Source organism: Aureimonas sp. Leaf427 (assembly GCF_001425485.1).
Taxonomy (GTDB): Bacteria; Pseudomonadota; Alphaproteobacteria; order Rhizobiales; family Rhizobiaceae; genus Plantimonas.
Map to the genome: position 1 here is coordinate 1 of NZ_LMQW01000051.1, position 18,643 is coordinate 18,643.

The following is an 18,643-nucleotide window of genomic DNA, read 5'->3' on the forward strand; positions in this document are numbered from 1 at the left end:
TGGCGACGGTCAGCATCGGTTGCACCGTGGGCCGTGCGGCTCCCACTTGGCAAACCGACGCAACTCCAAAGGGCTCGCAACGTCCGTCATGATCGGCAGGCCATGCGCCATCGTCGTATCCCGCTCGTAGGGCGCGGCAGTGAATCACGCCATAACGAACGCGAAATCCTTCATCGAGTCACACCGTGAGTGCCGCCCTCAGAGAGCCGGCAGAACGCCGGCCGAGACGACCTTCGTCAGCGTGCCCGACCGCACGAGCTCTCCTGCCACCGCCAGATCGCCCGCCATGTAGCGGTCCGACACAAGCGGCTGGATCACGCCGCGGATCACGCCGAGCGCCTTCAGAAGCTCCGACCCCGTCTGAAGCGGCGCGCGGTGGTCGATGCCTTCGGCCGCCGTCACCGCCTCGATGCCGATGATGGCGAAGAGGTTCTCGGTCATCGCGAGAAGCCGCCGTGCGCCATGGCAGGCCATGGAGACGTGATCCTCCTGATTGGCGGAGGTCGGCGTCGAATCGACCGAGGCCGGATGCGCCATCTGCTTGTTTTCGCTCATCAAGGCGGCCGAGGTCACTTCCGCGATCATCAGGCCGGAGTTGAGGCCGGGCTTGCGGGCGAGGAAGGCGGGCAGGCCGAAGGAGAGCGTCGGATCGACGAGAAGCGCGATGCGCCGCTGGGCGATCGAGCCGATCTCGCAGATGGCGAGCGCGATCGTATCGGCCGCGAAGGCGACGGGCTCGGCGTGGAAATTGCCGCCGGAGACGACCGTGCCGTCCGACAGGACGAGCGGATTGTCCGTCACCGCGTTCGCCTCGATCTCCAGCGTGCGTCCGGCCTGGCGCAGAATGTCGAGACAGGCGCCGCCGACCTGCGGCTGGCAGCGCAGGCAATAGGGGTCCTGCACGCGCTCGTCGCCGTCGAGATGGCTGTCGCGGATGGCCGAGCCCGCCAGCAAGGCCCGAAGCGCCGCGCCGGCATCGATCTGGCCGCGATGGCCGCGAAGCGTGTGAATCTCGGCGTGGAAGGGCGCGGAGGAGCCCATGGCGGCGTCCGTCGAAAGCGCGCCGGTGACGAGCGAGGCCTGGAAGGCCCGCATCGCGCGGAAGAGGCCCGCCAGCGCCAGCGCGGTCGAGACCTGCGTGCCGTTGATCAGGGCAAGCCCCTCCTTGGCCGCGAGCACGACCGGCGCGAGGCCCGCGGCCTCCAGCGCGGCGCGCGAGCCCATGCGCTCGCCGTCCGAAATCACCTCGCCTTCGCCGATCATCGCGGCCGCCATATGGGCGAGGGGTGCGAGATCACCGGAGGCTCCGACCGAGCCCTGGCCGGGAATGACCGGCAGGATGTCGGCCTCCAGCATCGCCTCGATCAGCGCCACGATCTCGGGCCGCACGCCGGAAGCGCCGTGGCCGAGCGAGAGAAGCTTGGTCGCCATGATCAGCCGGACGACGCCGCGCTCCAGCGGCGCGCCGACGCCGCAGCAATGGGAGAGGATGAGATTGCGCTGGAGCGTCTCGACGTCGCCCGGCGCGATACGCACGCTCGCGAGCTTTCCGAAGCCCGTGTTGATGCCGTAGACGGCGGCATCGCCCGCCGCGATCTCCGCGATCCGTCGTGCCGCCGCTTCCACGGCCGGCCGGCAGGCGGGATCGAGCCGCACCGGCTCGTCGCCCCGATAGATCCCCTCGAGGATTTCGAGCGTCACGGCGCCGGGAACGAGAACGAGGGTCATGCGGGTCTCCGAGAACGGTCTGGGACAGAGGGCTCTTCCTCCCGCCCGCCGAGACGGCGGCAAAACGGACGAGCCTCCCCTCATAACCGATCGTGCCGCCGGAGCCGACCCTTCTTCGATACGGATCGCGCCAGCCTCCAACGTCAGTCTGACAGACGACTGCGGACCCTTCCTTCCGACGCCAGCGGCCTATCGCGACGTCATATCGTAAGGACGCATACGTATTTCTTTGTCGCTTTTCGATGAAAAGGTAGCAAAGCGCGATATTATCATCGTTCTTAGGATATTTGTATCGATACGCGGCGTAGTGACGCATCACGATCCTTGATGCGGCGGTCCCGGCGGCGCTCTCATGAAAGCGGGGAACGACCGAAGTCTGACAGGGGATCGAAGCCGTGAAAAGCCAGAACGGACGGCCGAAGGCGGCAAGGCGCCGGGCGGTCGAGGGCCCGACCCTCGCGCTCGCCGGCCTCATCTATGGCGGGTTTCTCGCCGTGACCTTCTGGCACGATTCCATGCCGTGGTGGCTCTTCGCTGCCGTCGCGACCTGGCTCGTCGCCTGGCAGAGTTCGCTCCAGCACGAGATCCTCCACGGCCATCCCACGCGCTCGCGCGGATTCAACCGCATGCTCGGCATGGTGCCGCTCTCGCTCTGGCTGCCCTACGAGACCTATCGCCTTTCCCATCTCAGCCACCATCGCGACGACCGCTTGACCGACCCGCTGGACGACCCGGAATCACGCTATCTGACGCCCGAGGACTGGACGCGCCTCGGCCCTCTCGGCCGCTGGATGCTGACGGCGCAGAAGACGCTGGCCGGGCGCCTCGTCCTCGGCCCCGCCTGGATGATCCTCCATTTCCTCGGCGAGGAAGCCGCCAAGATCCGCGACCGGGACCGCCTGACGCGCCGCATCTGGGCCGAGCATGTTCTCTGGACCGTGCCGGTCGTCGCCTGGATCGTGCTCGTCTGCCGCATCGATCTCGGCTTCTACATCCTGGCGGTGATCTACCCGTCGGTCTCGCTGCTGCTGATCCGCTCCTTCGCCGAACACAAGGCGGCCGACGGCGTCGCCGAGCGTACGGCGATCGTGGAGAACAGCACGGTCTTCGGGCTACTCTTCCTTCACAACAACCTGCACGCGGTCCATCACGAGCGGCCCGCCATGCCCTGGTACGAGATCCCCGCCTGGTATCGCGAGAACCGCGCGCGGCTGCTTCTGGAGAATGGCGGCCATGTCTACGACGGCTATGGCGAGGTCTTCCGAAGATTCCTCTTCGCCTCGCATGACAGCGTCGTGCATCCCGTAAGGCGCCATCCGGCCCCGGCGCGGGAGGCGGCCTCCCTGCCGGCGGACAACCTTCTCCTCACCTGATCTCCGTGAGGAGATCGTCGAGGAAGCCTTCGATCTGGTGCGGCTGGATGACGGCGAGCCGGATCAGCTCGTCGAAGCGCCGGCCGAACAGGCGCACATGCTCGACGGCGTTCAGCACGAGATAGCTCGTGCCGAGAAACAGCGCGACGCGCTTCGGCCCGAACACCGTGAACGGGCTCGAATAGACCTCGCTCAGCGTGTAGCCGTAGATGCGAAGGCTCGGATACAGCTCCGAATAGAGATGCTTCAGGTGCTCGATCTGCTCGATGCGCATGGCGAGCGGCAGGCCCTCCCACTTTCCGCTGCCATGGGCGAGCGTGATGAAGGACTGCACGGCGGCGGCGATTTCGAGCTCGCTGTCCGGCCGGCGCATCAGATCGAGCCGCGCGCCGACCGCGCCGACCGCCGAGTCCGGCGAGCCGAAGGCGGCGGACCGGTACTCGAAGCGCAACACGTCCTCCGTCTTCAGAAAATCCGGTAGGTTCTCCGGCACGGTGCGGATGCGATAGCCCTCCGCTTCCCGCAGCCAGGCGACGAAGCGCTCGTCGATCGGCGAGCGCTCGTGCGGCTCGATCTGCAGCATGGCCTCGATGATCTCGGCGCCCACCTCCTCGCGCTGGCTGAGGCCGAGCAGCCAGTCGACCGAGACGTGGCAGGCCGTGGCGATCGCGATCAGCGTATCGGCACGGGGCAGGCGCGGGCTGTCGGCGGCGAGAAGCTGCGAGAGCGTCGACCGATCCACCTGTGCAAAGCGCGAGAAGGCGGCCGGCCGCATCCCCGTGCGCTCGATGACGAGGCCGAGACGGGTGCGGAAGCTCTCAGCCGCCGTCGGCCGCTTTCCCGTCTGCTGATGTGGCATGGCATCACCCGGATGTTCGTTCGCGAAACGAATGTGGTCCTATCATCGCATTCGACATCGCTCGATAGGGCGCGTTCGCGCACCCGCAATTTTCTGGCCGAAAAGCCCGTAGATCCGTCCGAAGCTTCCGGGGTCGGCGGGGCCGCATTGGCGGTCCCGCCGACCGCATCGCTGTCGCCCTACGTCGCGGCCGATGCCTCGGCGGGGTCCAGCTCCGTCTCGCCGCCCTCGGCGCTCCGGCGGTTGCGCTCCAGGCGCTCGGCCGCCATCGCTTTGACGGCTGCGCGTACCTGCGGATGGCGCGACATGAAGAGCGAGAAGTCGCGACGCTCCAGCATCAGGAACTCGCAATAGTCGGTCGCCGTCACGTCGGCGGTGCGGCGCGAGCCCGTGAGCAGCGCCATCTCGCCGAAGAAGGCGCCGGCGGAGAGATCGACATTGCCGCCGGGCACTTCGACCTCGACCCGGCCGGCCGCGATGAAATACATCCCGTCCGCCCGGTCGCCGCGCCGGATGACGCGGGTGCCGGGCGTCGCGCGGCGTGGCTGGAAGAGAAGGAGAAGCTCCTCCTGCTCGTCCTCGCCGACGGGGGCAAGCACCGGAAACGTGTCGAGAAGCGACTTCAGTTCGAGCGCGCGGGCCGCGCCCTTCTCCTCGTTGCGCCGGCGGTTGGCGGCAAGCTCCGCGTCGAGCGCGGCAAAGCCGGCCTGTCCATGCGCGAGCAGCCTCGGCGAGCCCTTTTCCCGCACCAAGGTGCGAAGCGCGTTCGCGGCCTGGAAGGCGAGGGGATTGAGCGTGATGGAAAGGATCGCGGCGGCGAGGATCAGGTCGTGTCCCTCGTCCGGCAGAAGGCCAAGCGACAGGCCGAGCCCGGCGAGGATGAAGGAGAACTCGCCGATCTGCGCGAGGCTGGCCGCGACGCCGAGCCCGAGTCCCACGGGATAGCCGAGCACGAGGACGATGCCGAGCGCGATCACGCCCTTGCCGAGCATGACGATGGCGAGCGTCGCCAGAACCTCCAGCGGCTGGCGCAGGATGATCGTCGGATCGAAGAGCATGCCGACGGAGACGAAGAACAGAACCGAGAACGCATCCTGCAACGGCAGAGAATCGCGCGCCGCACGATGGCTGAAATGGGATTCCGAGAGGACGACGCCCGCGAAGAAGGCGCCGAGCGCGAAGGACACGCCGAAGACCTTCGCCGAGCCGAAGGCGATGCCGAGCGCGATGGCGAGCACCGAGAGCGTGAAGAGCTCGCGCGATCCGGTGCGCGCGACCTCGGCGAGGAGCCAGGGCACCACGCGGGGGCCGATGAGGATGGCGAGCGCGACGAAGGCGGCGACCTTGCCGAGCGTGACGGCGAGCGTCCAGACGAGCGAGGCCTCGCTCGCGCCGGCCGCAGCATGGCCCGCGACCTCCTCCGCCCCGCCGAGCAGACCGGAAAAGGCCGGCAGAAGAACGAGCGCCAGAACCATGGCGAGGTCTTCCACGATCAGCCAGCCGACGGCGACGCGGCCCTTCGGCGTGTCGAGGAGGTTGCTTTCCTCCAGCGCCTTCAGAAGCACCACCGTCGAGGCGACGGAGAGGCTGAGCCCGAAGACGATGCCACCGCCGAGCGACCAGCCGAAGAGATGCGCGAGCCCCATGCCGAGAAGCGTCGCGAGCAGGATCTGGCCGATCGCGCCGGGAATGGCGACGCAGCGCACGGCCATCAGGTCCTGGATCGAGAAATGCAGGCCGACGCCGAACATCAGGAGGATGACGCCGATCTCGGCGAGCTGCCCGGCCAACTGGACGTCCGCCTGGAGCCCCGGCGTGAACGGTCCCGCGAAGATGCCGGCGACGAGATAGCCGACCAGCGGCGGCAGCTTCAGCCGGCTCGCCAGATAGCCGAAGACGAAGGCGAGCACGAAGCCGACGGCGATCGTGGCGATGAGTTGGGTATCGTGCAGCCTCTCGCTCCCGTTCGTCTCGATCCGTCGCAGGCCATGCCGCACCGCCGCGCCGATTCTCTCGCGCCTGCGATCTCGCCCGACCGTTCTTTCGAACCACATTCCACCCGGAACGGCAAACCGTCGCGGTTGCCGAGGAGGACGCGCCCGTGGCCGATCTCGATCGCTTCGTCGAAGCGCAGGACCGGGTTCTCGCCGCCGTTCGGCAGGAACTCGCCGCCGGCCGGAAGGTCAGCCACTGGATGTGGTTCGTTTTTCCGCAGATCGCGGGGCTCGGCAACAGCCCGACCGCGCGCTTCTATGCCCTCGCGTCCCGCGAGGAGGCGCGGGCCTATCTCGCCCATCCCGAGCTCGGAGCGCGGCTGATCGAGGCGACGCGGCTCGTTCTCGCCCACCCCGGCAAAACGGCGAATGCCATCTTCGGCTCGCCGGACGACCTGAAGTTCCGCTCCTCGATGACGCTCTTTGCTGCCGCCGATCCGGCGGAGCCGATCTTTGCGAAGGCTCTCGCGGTCTTCTACGGCGGCGAGGCCGACGAGGCGACGCTGCGGCGGATCGATGCGGAGGCCGCGCGAGGCGCGGGAGCGTGAACCTTCGCGCCCGCCGGCCCGTTCTCCCGATGAATGTAAGGGAGAAATACCATGTCGAGCACCATCGAAGACCTTCCGCCGGAAATTCGCGATCGAAAGAGCATGATCGAGGACGGCGTCATCGACGAGATGGAGGCGCTGGAAGAGCTGGCGGACGATGAAGAACGGGCGGAGGCGCCGGGCGGCATCCCGAAAGATCCCGCCGATCAGGCCGAGCCCGCTCCCGAGACGCTCTGATGCCAGCGGCCCTGGAATAGGATCGCCGCTATCCCGTGCCGACCGGCGCGCAGCAGCTGACGCCTAAACGCCCTGACCTTCGACCGGACGAAGGTCGGGCCGCCGGTATGAAGATGGAGGCGGGCGCTCAGGCGCCCGTCTGTTCGTCCCGGAAGAGGCGGGCCTTGCGGGGGCGCACCGCGACGGACGCACCCTTGGCGGGATCGAACCCCGTCTCGGCGGGCACATCGACCTCGATGCGCTCGCCCGTCTCGTCGAGAGCCAGCTCCAGAATACGCGAGCCGCCGGCGCGGCGCGACAGCGTGACGGTTCCGCCCAAGGCGCCCGGCCCGGGCGTCGCCACTTCCATGTCGTGGGGGCGCGCGTAGAGCTTGGCCGGCCCGTCCGCCGTTCCCTGGCCGAGCCCGGACCCGAGCGCATGGCCCCGATAGAGGGCCTCTCCGTTCGAGACGACGACGGGAAGCGCGTTGGACGCGCCGATGAAGGAGAAGACGAAGGGCGAGGCGGGGCGGTCGTAGATGTCGTCGGCTCCGCCCACCTGCTCGATCCGGCCCTGGCTCATCACGACAACCCGGTCGGCCAGCTCCAGCGCCTCCTCCTGGTCGTGCGTGACGAAGACGGTCGTGTGGCCCGTGCGGTCGTGCAGCTCGCGCAGCCAACGGCGCAGTTCCTTGCGCACCTTGGCGTCGAGCGCGCCGAAGGGCTCGTCGAGAAGAAGGACGCGCGGCTCTATCGCCAGCGCCCGCGCCAGTGCCACGCGCTGGCGCTGGCCGCCGGAGAGCTGGGCCGGATAGCGCTTGCCGAGACCGCCGAGCTGGACGAGATCGAGCAGCTCGGCGGCCTTGCGGCGGATCTCGGCTGCCGGAGGGCGCTGCCCGCGCGGCCGCACGGAGAGGCCGAAGCCGATATTCTCGGCGACCGTCATGTGCTTGAACAGCGCATAGTGCTGGAACACGAAGCCGACGTTCCGCTCCTGCACGCTCTTGGTCGAGGCATCGTCCGAGCCGAAGTGGATGGTGCCGCTGGTCGGAAACTCGAGGCCCGCGATCAGCCGCAGCAGCGTCGTCTTGCCGGAGCCGGAGGGGCCGAGCAGCGCGATCAGCTCGCCCGATCGGATGTCGAGCGAGACGTCGTGGAGGGCGGGGTAGCGGTCGAACTCCTTGCGGATGTTCCTGACGCCGATATCCATGGTGTCTGATCCGTTCAGTGGCCGGCGCGGCCGGTGGCGGCGATGTCGCCGGAGTAGCGCGCTTCGAGCAGGGCCTTGAAGCCGAGCGTCACGAAGGCGAGGAAGGCGAGGAGGGTCGCCACCGCGAAGGCGGCGGAGAAGGCGTACTCGTTGTAGAGAATCTCCACATGCAGCGGCATCGTGTTCGTGACGCCCCGGATGCGCCCGGAGATCACCGACACCGCCCCGAACTCGCCCATGGCGCGGGCGTTGCAGAGAAGGACGCCGTAGAGGAGCGCCCACTTCACGTTGGGCAGCGTCACGCGCCGGAACGTGCTCCAGCCGGATGCGCCGAGCGAGACGGCCGCCTCCTCGTCGCCGGTCCCCTGTTCCTGCATCAGCGGGATCAGCTCGCGCGCGACGAAGGGCAGCGTCACGAAGATCGTGGCGAGCACGATGCCGGGAATGGCGAAGACGATCTTCACGCCGCTCGCCGCCACCAGCGTCGACAGATAGCCCTGTGCGCCGAAGAGAAGCACGAAGATCAGGCCGGCAATGACCGGCGAGACCGAGAACGGCAGGTCGATCAGCGTGATGAGAAGGCTCTTGCCCTTGAAGTCGAACTTGGCGACCGCCCAGGCGGCGGCAAGACCGAAGACGACGTTCAGCGGCACGGAGATCGCCGCGACGATCAGCGTCAACCGGATCGCGGCCAGCGCGTCGGGCTCGGCCAGCGCCGAGAAATAGGCCGAAACGCCGTTGCGGAAGGCTTCCACGAAGACCGCGACGAGCGGCAGGAAGAGGAAGAAGCCGAGGAAGAGGAGCGCGATCGAGATCAGCACCCACTTCACGAGCGGGCTCTCGGTCGTGACCGGGCGGGGGATCTTGGCGGTGGCTGTGTCAGCTGGCATGGCCGTAGCGCCTCCGGCTCCAGGCTTGGAGAAGGTTGATGACGAGAAGCATGGCGAAGGAGATCGTCAGCATCATCGCCGCCACCGCGGTCGCGCCCGCATAGTTGAACTCCTCCAGCCGGATGACGATGATGAGCGGCGCGATTTCCGAGACGTAGGGAATGTTGCCGGCGATGAAGATCACCGAGCCGTATTCGCCGACCGCCCGGGCGAGCGCGAGCGCGAAGCCGGTGACGAGCGAGGGCATGACGATCGGCAGGACGACGCGCGTCACGGTCTGGAAGCGGTTGGCGCCGAGCGTGGCCGCGGCCTGTTCGAGTTCGGCGTCCACCTCTTCCAGAACCGGCTGGACCGTGCGCACCACGAAGGGCAGCGAGACGAAGGTCAGCGCCACGACGACGCCGAGCGGCGTATAGGCGATGCGAAGGCCCTGCGGCCCGAAGAGGAAGCCGAAGATGCCGGAGGGCGCGAAGGCCTGTCCGACCCAGCCGTTCGGCGCGTAGAGCGCGGTCAGCGCGATGCCGGCGACGGCGGTCGGCAGCGCGAAGGGAAGGTCGATCGCGGCATCCACGAGCCGCCGGCCGGGAAAGCGGTAGCGCACCAGCACCCAGGCGACGAGAAGGCCGAAGACCGCGTTGATGGCCGCCGCCGCCAGCGAGGCGGAGAAGGAGAGCCAGAGCGCGGAGAGCACCCGTCGGTCCGACGCCAGCGCCAGGAAATCGCCGAACCCGAGGCCCGCCGCGCGCAGCACGAGGGCGCCGAGCGGAATGAGGACGACGAGGGCGAGGTAGAAGAGCGTGAATCCGAAGGCGAGCCCGAAACCGGGCACGACGCTCGGTCGCTTGAGGGCGAAGCGTCCCGTCATGACGTGCGGCAGGCCTTTCGTGGATCGTCGTTGTGCGCTCGCGCGCCTTTGCGGGACGAGGGTCGCGAACGCGGCTGGGTATCGAAATCGCGAAGCGTTCTAAAAACGCCGGTGGCGTCTCTACTGGCTCGCATATGCCACGGACGCAAGCGCGCTGCCGCGCCTGCGTCCGCTCTTCACATCAAGCTTCGCCGAATGGGCGAGGCGAGGAGGGTGATCAGTTGGCGGGCTTGTAGATCTCGTCGAAGATCCCGCCATCGGCGAAGTGGGCCGGCTGCGCCTTCTTCCAGCCGCCGAACTGCGCGTCGTCGATCGACACGAGCTCGACCTTGGGGAAGCGATCGAGCAGCGCCTTGTCCGTCACTTCATCGGGCTCGGCCGGACGATAGAAGTGCTTGGCCGCGATGGTCTGGCCCTCCGGGGAGTAGAGGTAGTTCAGATATTCGGTCGCGACCTCGCGCGTGCCCTTCTTGTCGACATTGCCGTCGACCAGCGCGACTGGCGGCTCGGCGAGGACCGAGATGGTCGGCACGACGATCTCGAACTGGTCGGGGCCGAGCTCCTCGATGGCCAGGAACGCCTCGTTCTCCCAGGCGAGCAGCACGTCGCCGATGCCGCGCTGGACGAAGGTCGTGGTCGAGCCGCGCGCGCCGGTGTCGAGCACGGGCACGTTGCGATAGAGCTTGCCGACGAACTCCTTGGTCTTGGCCTCGTCGTTGCCGAAGGCCTTGTTGGCGTAGGCCCAGGCGGCCAGATAGTTCCAGCGCGCGCCGCCCGAGGTTTTCGGGTTCGGCGTGATGACCTGGATGCCGTCCTTGACGAGATCGCCCCAGTCCTTGATCGCCTTCGGATTGTCCTTGCGCACGAGGAAGACGATGGTCGACGTGTAGGGCGCCGAGTTGTTGGGCAGCTTGCCGCGCCAGTCGGCCGGGATCTTGCCGGTCTTCTCCGCGATGGCGTTGATGTCGGCTTCGAGCGCCAGCGTCACGACGTCGGCGTCGAGACCGTCGATGACGGTGCGGGCCTGCGCGCCCGATCCGCCATGCGACATCTGGACGGCGACGGCCTCCTTGCCGCCGGCTTCGAGATGCTTGGAGAAGGCTTGGTTGAAGTCGCGGTAAAGCTCTCGCGTCGGGTCGTAGGAGACGTTGAGAAGGGTCGTCTGGGCCAGGGCCGAAGACGAGGCGAGAAGGGCGAACCCGAGGGCGAAGGCAGTTTTGCGGAACACGTCGGCTCTCCATTCAGTCGACTGAATTAGTAGGCCGATCGTCGGTGCCCCACCGCCTCCTGTCAATCGGCCGGCGAGAGAACGCAAAACCATGCGCGTCGATCGCGGCCATCGGGGGCAATCGTTCCCGGTGCGCTTGCATCCGCGATAGGGTTCGACCGCTCGCTGAGCCGAATCTTCGCTGGGCTTGCCGGTTTTGCGCGTTCCCTCCCGTCCCCCCGGTTGCTAAGCAGTGACGGCATACGAACCGGAAGGACTAGGCCCTTGAGCATTGGACTGATCGCGCTCCTCGACGATGTCGCGGCCCTGGCCAGGGTCGCCGCCGCGTCGCTGGACGATATCGCCGGGCAGGCCGCCAAGGCCGGAGCGAAGGCGGCCGGCGTCGTGATCGACGATGCCGCCGTGACGCCGCGCTACGTCACCGGGTTCGAGCCCGCCCGCGAGCTACCGATCGTCTGGCGCATCGCGCTCGGCTCGCTCAAGAACAAGCTGGTCTTCCTCCTGCCCGCCGCGCTCGCCTTCAGCGTCTTCGCGCCCTGGGCGATCACGCCGCTGCTGATGCTGGGCGGCGCCTATCTCTGCTACGAGGGCACTGAGAAGGTCTACGAGTGGATCGTGCCGCACAAGGCCGAGGCGCACGAGGCCAAGATCGGCTCCGTCGCGATCAATCCGCAGACGCTGGAGGACGAGAAGGTGGCGAGCGCCATCAAGACCGACTTCATCCTCTCCGCCGAGATCATGGCGATCACGCTCGCCAGCGTTCCCGACAGCTCGATCTGGATGGAGGCGATCGTGCTCGCCGTCGTCGGCATCGGCATCACGGTCGTCGTCTATGGCGGCGTCGCGCTGATCGTTAAGGCCGACGATGTCGGCGTCGCCATGGCCGCCAGCCGGTCCACGTCCGCTCTCGCCGGGCTGTGGCGCGGCGTCGGCCGGGGGCTCGTCCTTGGCATGCCCTATTTCCTGAAGCTTCTCGGCGTGGTCGGCACGGCGGCCATGATCTGGGTCGGCGGCGGAATCATCGTCCACGGTCTGGCGACCTACGGCTTCGCCGGCATCGAGCATGCGATCCACGGCGTCGCCGTCTCGATCGGCGCCGCGATCCCCGCGCTCACCGCGATCCTCGAATGGCTGGTGACGGCCGCCGGAGCCGGCCTCGTCGGCCTCGTCGTCGGCGGCGCGCTGATCCCGGTCGTCTCGCGGGTCATCGCTCCGATCTGGAAGGCGGTCACCGGCCAACGGTCGCACACGTCCGACACGGCTGGCGGCGGCAAGACAGACGCTCACTGAAGCTTCCGATTGCAACGTCGTTTTAATTGCCTTTGGGTAATGTCTCCGGCGGAAGCTGGAGACGCACTGAATGCGCATCGTCAAGAAGATCAACCTGACGCTCGTTGCCGCGATGGTGGCGGCGGCCGGCGTGAATGCCATCGTCGTCCAGACGACCATCATGCCGCTTTTCTACAAACTCGAAGAAGCCGCGAGCGAACGCAACGAAGGCCGCGCGTTGGAGGCCATCGAAGCCGCTGAGGAGCGGATCGCCGACGCAGCGGCCTTCTACGCGGCCGCGATCGCCGGCGGTGCGGGCCAGGGCTCGCAGGCGGCTGGACCCATGAAGGAGGCGCCCGGCCCCGAGGCGATGAAGGCGCTCGGGCTCGACTATGCTGCCGTCCTCGGTGCCGATGGCCGGATCACGGTCTCTGCAAGCCTCGACGGCACGGGGAGCGTCATCCCCGGCGAGACGTCGCTCCCGCTGGCAACCCGTTCCCTCGCGGCTGTTCTGAAAGGCGATCCCGGCAAGGCGGGCGCCGGATCGGGCCTCGTTCTCGTCGATCAAGGTCCCGTCGCCATCGGCTATGCGCGCTTCGGCGGGCCGGCCGGCACCCGAGGCGCGATTCTCTTCGGTCGGAAGATCGACGTCGCGGACCTCAATGCCATGACGAAGGTCAAATTCCGCCTGGACCCGGCCGAGCCCGGCGCCGAGGCTAGGCCCGCCTTCCTTCGCGAGCCGACCTTCATCGAGACGCGCCGGACCCTGACCTCCCTCGACGGCCGGCCCGTGGCCGAGCTGGTGACGACGACGACGCGCCGCAACGTCGCGGCCGGCCAGACGGCGATCTGGTGGGCGAGCGGCCTGATGTTCGTCTCGATGCTGGCCATCCTCGTCTGCCTCAGCCTCGCCATTCGCCGGATCGCCGTGCAGCGGATCGAGCGGATGCGCGCCCATCTGGGCCAAGTCGCGGCATCCGGCGATCTCGATCCCATGCCGCAGGACGGGGCTGCCGACGAGCTGAGCGAGACGATCGCCTCGTTCAACCGCATGGCCGAGCAACTGGCCGATTTGCGAAGCGAGCTTCGACGCAGCGATTACAGGCACGGCGCGGCCGATCAGGCGGCGGGCCTTCTGCACAACATCCGCAATGCCGTCAGTCCCATCGCCGCGATGGCCTGGGACCTCGAACGTCGCGAGAGCGCCGGCTGGCGGACCAACATGGCGCGCGTCCTGGACGAGCTAGGCCGCGACGGCGTCGATGCCGCGCGGACCGCCAAGCTGCAGGGACTGCTCGTCCTGTCGGCGCGCGAGGCGCTGAAGGCCAGCGGCGCCCGGCAGGGCGACCTGCAGCTGATGGGCGAAAGGCTGCAGCATGTGGAAGAGATCCTGCGCGAGGAGGACCGTCTCGCCCAGACCGACCGTGTCCCCGAACCGGTGGATCTGGCCGATGCCCTGACGCGCACCGTCCGGCGCCTCGGAGACCGGCCCGATCTGACGGCGATCGCGACCGTGCATCCCGGCCCTGCGGCTCTCGGGCATCGCGTCGTGATCGACCAGATCCTCGACAATCTCGTCGTCAACGCCGTTCAGGCCATCGAGGCGGCGGGGCCGCGCGCGGGGCGGATCGAGCTGACGACGGGCCCGGCCGAAATCGACGGAAGGCCCGCCATCCGGATCGACGTGACGGACAACGGAGACGGCATCCTTGAGGCCGACATCGAGGCGATCTTCCGCAAGGGCTTTTCCACGCGCCGCGATCGGACCGGCGGTCTCGGGCTTCACTGGTGCGCCAATGCGGCGCGGGCTATGGGCGGCGGCCTTCGCGCCGAAAGCCGCGGTCGCGGGGAGGGCGCGACGCTGTGCCTGACCCTGCCGGTCGCCGATCTCGAAGAGAGGGTCGCTGCATGACCGGACATCGACGCCTCCGCCGGGTCCTCGTCGTCGACGACGACGCCCATGTTCACGAAGCCTATCGGCGCGTGCTCGACGGACTGACGGCCGAACCCGAGACGCCCGGCGGCGAGATGGACGCCCTCTCCCGGGAACTCTTCGGGGCGCCCGAGGAGAGCGCCGCGCGTGCGCCGATCAACGAGATCACCTATTGCCGGCAGGGCGAGGAGGCCGTGCGCGCGGTGGAAACCGCTCTCTCGGAGGGACGGCCCTACGGCGTCGTCTTCCTCGACATGCGCATGCCGCCCGGCATCGACGGGCTGGAGGCCGCGCGCCGCATCCGCATCCTCGACGCGCATGTCAATCTCGTCATCGTCACCGGCTATTCCGATCACCGGCCGGCCGATATCGGGGCCGCCACCGGCAGCGCGCGCCACGTCTTCTACATCGTCAAGCCGTTCGACGCCGACGAGCTTCGCCAGATGGCGTCCGCCCTGTCGGAGCGCTGGTCCTCCGATCTCGGCCTCGCCGAGGAGCTGGCGCGCCGCATCGCGGAACTGGAGGCGCTGAACGCCAAGCTCGTCGCGAGCTAGGCGCGCGCCTTCGACCTCGCTCGCCGCGATCCCTTGACCGGGCTGCTCAACCGGATGGCCTTCGCCCAGTGCTTCGCCGAGGCGGAAGGCACCGCGGCCGAAAGCGAGCGGGAGACGACGCTGCTCTATCTCGACATCGACCGGTTCAAGCGCGTCAACGACACGCTGGGTCACGACGCCGGCGACATCCTGATCCGGCAGTTCGCCGACCGGCTGCGCAGCATCACCGCCGATCGGGCCGTCGCGGCGCGTCTCGGCGGCGACGAGTTCGCGATTCTCGCCCCGGACAGGCCGACGGCGGAGGGTATGGCCCGCACCATCCTCGTGTCCTGCGACGAGCCCTGCGATCTCGGTTCGCAGCGCCTGTCGATCTCGGTTTCCATCGGCATGGCGAGCGTCGGCGCCGACAACCCCGACCTGTCCGAGACGATGCGCCGGGCCGACCAGGCGCTATATGCGGCGAAGGCAGCGGGGCGCGGCGTGGCGCGAACCTATACCGCGGACATGGCCCCGCCGCTGGCTGTCGCCTGCTGACGGGCTCCGCGCGCGGTGCGCGCGCGCGCCGGCGTCTTTGCGGCCGCCGTCTTGCGTCCGCGCTTGGCGGCGATGGCGGGCCGGGCCAGCCGTTCGATCGTCTCCGTTAGACGCAGGGCTGCGGCGACGGGGTCCGCGCCACTGCGCGAGATCGAGCTGTCGATCAGCCGATGCGCGGACCAGCGCAGGTCCGGCTCGCCTGAGAGGTCGGCCGATGCGGACAGCGTCTCGGCGCGCGCTAGATCGAAGCTTGCCGCCACCGCCTTCGGCCCGGCGTCCAGCCGGTGGATGCCGAGGCTGCGGCAGGCGCAGCGCAGCCGTGCGAGGTCGAAGGCGAGCACCAGTTCCGCCGGCAGGGCCCCGAAGCGGTCCTCGACCTCCGCCACGAGAAGGTCGAGCGCGGCCGTGTCGCGGGCGCCGGCGATGCGCGCGGCGAGATTGATGCGCATTTCGGGCTCGGGAATGTAGTCCGCCGGAATGCCGCCTTCGACGCCGAGGCGAAGGTCCGCCACGCGGTCCTCCGAGACCTCGTGGCCGGAAGCGACGGCGAGCGCGTGTTCCAAAAAATGCCGGTAGAGCGAGAGGCCGATCAGCTGCAGATGGCCCGCCTGCTCGTCGCCGAGAAGCTCGCCGGCGCCACGCATGTCGAGATCGCGCGCGCTGATTTCGAAACCCGCGCCGAGACGGTTCAGTGCTTCCAGCGCCCGCAGCCGCTTTTCCGTCGTCTCCGCCAGGGGCTTTGCCGGATCGGTCGCGAGGATCGCGATGCCCCGCCGGCTGCCGCGCCCGACGCGCCCGCGCAGCTGGTGAAGCTGCCCGAGGCCGAAGCGATCGGGGCGCCAAACGATCATCGTGTTGGCGCCGGGCACGTCGAGGCCGCTTTCGATGATGTTGGTCGCCAGAAGCACGTCGCCCTCGCCGCCGGCAAAGGCCAGCATCGCCTCGTCCAGCGCTTCGGCCGGCATCTGCCCATGGACGGTCGCGACGGAAAGGTCGGGCACGAGCCGGCTCAAGCGCTCGGCCATCGGCTCGATATCCTCGATGCGCGGACAGACGACGAAGCTGCGCCCGCCGCGCTTCTTCTCGCGCAGCAGAGCCTCGCGGACCATGTCGTCCTCGAAGGGGGCGACGCGCGTCGCGATCGGCTGGCGCAGCACCGGCGGCGTCGCGATGACGCTGAGCTCGTGCAGCCCGACGAAGCCGGCCTGGAGCGTGCGGGGGATCGGCGTCGCCGTCATGGCGAGCACATGGGCATCGGCGCCGAGCGCGCGCAGCGCCGCCTTGTGCGCGGTCCCGAAACGCTGCTCCTCGTCGATCACGACGAGGGCGAGGTTGTGGAACGAGACGCCCTTGGCGGCCACCGCATGCGTGCCGACGACGAGGTGGATCGATCCGTCGGCAAGGCCCGCCTTGACGCGCTTGGCCTCCGCCACCCCGCCGAGCCGCGAGAGCTGCGCCACCTCGACGCCGAGGCGGGCGAAGCGCTTCTGGAACAGGCGGAAATGCTGCTGCGCCAGCACCGTCGTCGGCGCCACGATGGCGACCTGCCGGCCGGAGAAAACGGCCGCCGCCGCAGCCCGGAGCGCGACCTCCGTCTTGCCGAAGCCGACATCGCCGCAGACCAGCCGGTCCATCGGGCGCCCGGAGGCGAGATCCTCCAGGATCGCCTCCGTCGCCGCTTCCTGGTCGCGCGTCAGCTCGTAGGAGAAACGCGCGCAGAACCGCTCGAAGCGCCTCGTCTCCGGGCGAAGCGCGTCGCAGCGGCGCTCGGCCTTCTCGGCCGCGAGCGCGACGAGCCCGTCGGCGGTCGCCTTGATGCCGCTCATGATCTCGTTCCGACGCTTCACCCAGCCTTCGCCCTTCAGCCGGTCGAGACGGATGCCGGCGGCGCTGCCGTAGCGCCAGAGGGCGGAGATTTCCGACATGGGCACGAGCAGCGTCGCATCGTCGGCGTAGCGCAGGCGAATGGCTTCCGTGCCGTCGCCGAGCCGTTCGAGCCCCTCCAGGATGCCGACGCCGTGGTCGAGATGGACGACGGCATCGCCGAACTCGAAACGGGTGGAGGCGCTGGGAAGCGCGGCGCTCGGGCCCTCCGACGCGGAGCCCGCGCGATGGCCCACGACATCCCGCGCGGCAACGACGAGAATCTCTCCCTGGCGGAACCCTTCGGCGAGCGGTGCGATCAGCGACAGGAAGGCGCCGGGCTTCGCGGATAGGACCTCGTCCCATCCCGCGACGGACGTCGCCTCGCGCCCGAGCGCCTTTTCCGCCGGCCTCAGCCAAGCCTGGAGCGCCGGCTGCGTCGGCGCCGCGAAGACGACGCGAAGGCCGGCGTCGAGAGCCTGTCCGGCATGCGCCGCGAAAGCCTCCAGCGGCGCCTCGGAGGTGACGAAGCGCGGCACATGCGCATCCTCGTCGTCCTCCTTGTCCTCGACGACCGCATCGAGCCGCGCGGCGATCTCGCGGGAGAACTCGGCGGGCTTCAGGAAGGTCTTGTCCGGACCGCGCCTGACCCGCTCGCCGCTCTCCTCCGCGATCTGCTCGAAGAAGGAATCCGCGCGCCGATCGACGCCCTCTTCCATGAGCACGACGGCATCCGGCAGGTAGTCGAAGAGCGTCTCGAGCGTCCCGTAATGGCGCACGAGATCCGGCTCGCGGCCGGCAGCGCTTGCCGCTGCCCCGATCAGTTCGCTCGCGGGATCGACGATCAGGTGCTCCGACGTCGCGACCGAGAGTTGGGTCAGCGGATCGTAGGAGCGGATGGCGGTGATGCGGCCGTTCTCGTGCTCGATGCGGCAGGGGCGCGGCGCGGCGGCGGGGAAGATGTCGACCACCCGGCCGCGAACCGCGGCCTCGCCGGGCTCGTCCACCCGGTCGTCCACGACATAGCCGATCTCGGCAAGACGGCGTCCCAGCGCCTGAGGGTCGATCTCGTCTCCGGCGAAGAGCTCGACATGGCAGCCGCTCCAGGCCGAGCGCGGCGGCACGCGGCGCAGGAGCGCCTCGGCGGTCGTCAGAAGCACCGGAGGGCGCTTGGCCTCGTCGGTCAGCCAGCGCAACACGCTCATCCGCCGACCCATCACGGCGGGGGAGGGGCCGACGCCGTCACCGGGCAGGCTGTCCCAGGGCGGCAGGAAGGCCGCGTCCCGCTCGGGCGCGAAGGCCTTCAGGATCACCAGAATGTCCTGTGCCCGCCGCGCGGTCTGCGCGACGTAGAGGAGCGGGCGTCCTTCGAGCGCGCCGACCTTGCGATGGATGAGCGCGGCCGTCGCGCCCACGGGCCGAAGCGGGCCGATATGCTCGGCCTCGGCGGCGCGGGTCTCGATCGTGACGGTCTGCAACATCGACGCAACTCCTCCACGGGCGACCCCTGGAGATGGGGTCGCCCGGCACCTGTGTCCTTCGACACGTCATGAAGAGAGAACGTCGATCCCGCGCCGAA

Annotated in this window: 14 protein-coding genes and 1 pseudogene; 7 read left to right on the top strand and 8 right to left on the bottom strand. The window is 68.8% G+C overall.

Features of this window, described 5'->3' with window-relative positions:
• Positions 1 to 198 precede the first annotated feature (198 nt).
• On the bottom strand, positions 199 to 1,728 hold the full coding sequence (gene hutH / locus ASG62_RS20825; RefSeq protein WP_056689802.1) for a histidine ammonia-lyase: 1,530 nt from the start codon (positions 1,726 to 1,728) through the stop codon (positions 199 to 201).
• 395 nt (positions 1,729 to 2,123) lie between these two features.
• Here hutH and ASG62_RS20830 point away from each other — a divergent pair, with 395 nt between their 5' ends.
• Positions 2,124 to 3,101 carry a fatty acid desaturase gene (locus ASG62_RS20830; protein ID WP_056689805.1) on the top strand — a complete coding sequence of 326 codons (978 nt, stop codon included), beginning with the start codon at positions 2,124 to 2,126 and terminating at the stop codon, positions 3,099 to 3,101.
• Here the strand turns inward: ASG62_RS20830 and ASG62_RS20835 are convergent.
• Entirely contained in the window at positions 3,094 to 3,960 is an 867-nt protein-coding gene (locus ASG62_RS20835) for a helix-turn-helix domain-containing protein (protein WP_056689808.1), read from the bottom strand. The genes ASG62_RS20830 and ASG62_RS20835 overlap by 8 nt on opposite strands.
• A 179-nt stretch (positions 3,961 to 4,139) precedes the next feature.
• Positions 4,140 to 5,912 carry a cation:proton antiporter gene (locus ASG62_RS20840; protein ID WP_056690729.1) on the bottom strand — a complete coding sequence of 591 codons (1,773 nt, stop codon included), beginning with the start codon at positions 5,910 to 5,912 and terminating at the stop codon, positions 4,140 to 4,142.
• Positions 5,913 to 6,061: 149 nt separating this feature from the next.
• Here ASG62_RS20840 and ASG62_RS20845 point away from each other — a divergent pair, with 149 nt between their 5' ends.
• Together ASG62_RS20845 and ASG62_RS20850 are read left to right on the top strand one after the other, a co-directional pair.
• Positions 6,062 to 6,502: a DUF1810 domain-containing protein gene (locus tag ASG62_RS20845; protein WP_056689811.1), complete on the top strand. Its 441-nt coding sequence runs from the start codon at positions 6,062 to 6,064 to the stop codon at positions 6,500 to 6,502.
• 51 nt (positions 6,503 to 6,553) lie between these two features.
• Complete coding sequence (locus tag ASG62_RS20850; protein ID WP_056689814.1) at positions 6,554 to 6,739, top strand: hypothetical protein; 186 nt, start codon at positions 6,554 to 6,556, stop codon at positions 6,737 to 6,739.
• A gap of 127 nt (positions 6,740 to 6,866) precedes the next feature.
• Here the strand turns inward: ASG62_RS20850 and ASG62_RS20855 are convergent, their stop codons facing one another.
• The 4 genes from ASG62_RS20855 to ASG62_RS20870 form a co-directional block, all read right to left on the bottom strand.
• Positions 6,867 to 7,928 carry a sulfate/molybdate ABC transporter ATP-binding protein gene (locus ASG62_RS20855; protein ID WP_056689817.1) on the bottom strand — a complete coding sequence of 354 codons (1,062 nt, stop codon included), beginning with the start codon at positions 7,926 to 7,928 and terminating at the stop codon, positions 6,867 to 6,869.
• A gap of 14 nt (positions 7,929 to 7,942) precedes the next feature.
• Positions 7,943 to 8,818: a sulfate ABC transporter permease subunit CysW gene (gene cysW, locus ASG62_RS20860; RefSeq protein WP_056689820.1), complete on the bottom strand. Its 876-nt coding sequence runs from the start codon at positions 8,816 to 8,818 to the stop codon at positions 7,943 to 7,945.
• On the bottom strand, positions 8,808 to 9,683 hold the full coding sequence (gene cysT, locus ASG62_RS20865) for a sulfate ABC transporter permease subunit CysT (RefSeq protein ID WP_056689823.1): 876 nt from the start codon (positions 9,681 to 9,683) through the stop codon (positions 8,808 to 8,810). Before cysT ends, cysW begins: the two co-directional genes overlap by 11 nt.
• 217 nt (positions 9,684 to 9,900) lie before the next feature.
• Positions 9,901 to 10,911, bottom strand: coding sequence for a sulfate ABC transporter substrate-binding protein (locus tag ASG62_RS20870; protein WP_056689826.1), 1,011 nt, complete (start codon positions 10,909 to 10,911; stop codon positions 9,901 to 9,903).
• 264 nt (positions 10,912 to 11,175) lie between these two features.
• Between ASG62_RS20870 and ASG62_RS20875 the strand changes: the two genes are divergently transcribed.
• From ASG62_RS20875 to ASG62_RS20890, 4 genes and pseudogenes are all read left to right on the top strand, one after another.
• A complete protein-coding gene (locus tag ASG62_RS20875) occupies positions 11,176 to 12,201 on the top strand; it encodes a DUF808 domain-containing protein (RefSeq protein WP_056689829.1) in 1,026 nt (341 codons plus the stop codon).
• Between the two features lie 70 nt (positions 12,202 to 12,271).
• On the top strand, positions 12,272 to 14,092 hold the full coding sequence (locus ASG62_RS20880; protein ID WP_056689832.1) for an ATP-binding protein: 1,821 nt from the start codon (positions 12,272 to 12,274) through the stop codon (positions 14,090 to 14,092).
• Positions 14,089 to 14,667, top strand: coding sequence for a response regulator (locus ASG62_RS20885; protein ID WP_056689836.1), 579 nt, complete (start codon positions 14,089 to 14,091; stop codon positions 14,665 to 14,667). Before ASG62_RS20880 ends, ASG62_RS20885 begins: the two co-directional genes overlap by 4 nt.
• A gap of 27 nt (positions 14,668 to 14,694) precedes the next feature.
• Positions 14,695 to 15,201 (top strand): annotated as a pseudogene (locus ASG62_RS20890) (GGDEF domain-containing protein); the annotation flags it as partial.
• On the opposite strand, the gene ASG62_RS20895 reads toward ASG62_RS20890, so the two are convergent.
• Positions 15,159 to 18,545, bottom strand: coding sequence for a DEAD/DEAH box helicase (locus tag ASG62_RS20895; RefSeq protein ID WP_082536968.1), 3,387 nt, complete (start codon positions 18,543 to 18,545; stop codon positions 15,159 to 15,161). The pseudogene ASG62_RS20890 and the gene ASG62_RS20895 overlap by 43 nt on opposite strands.
• Positions 18,546 to 18,643: the final 98 nt, after the last annotated feature.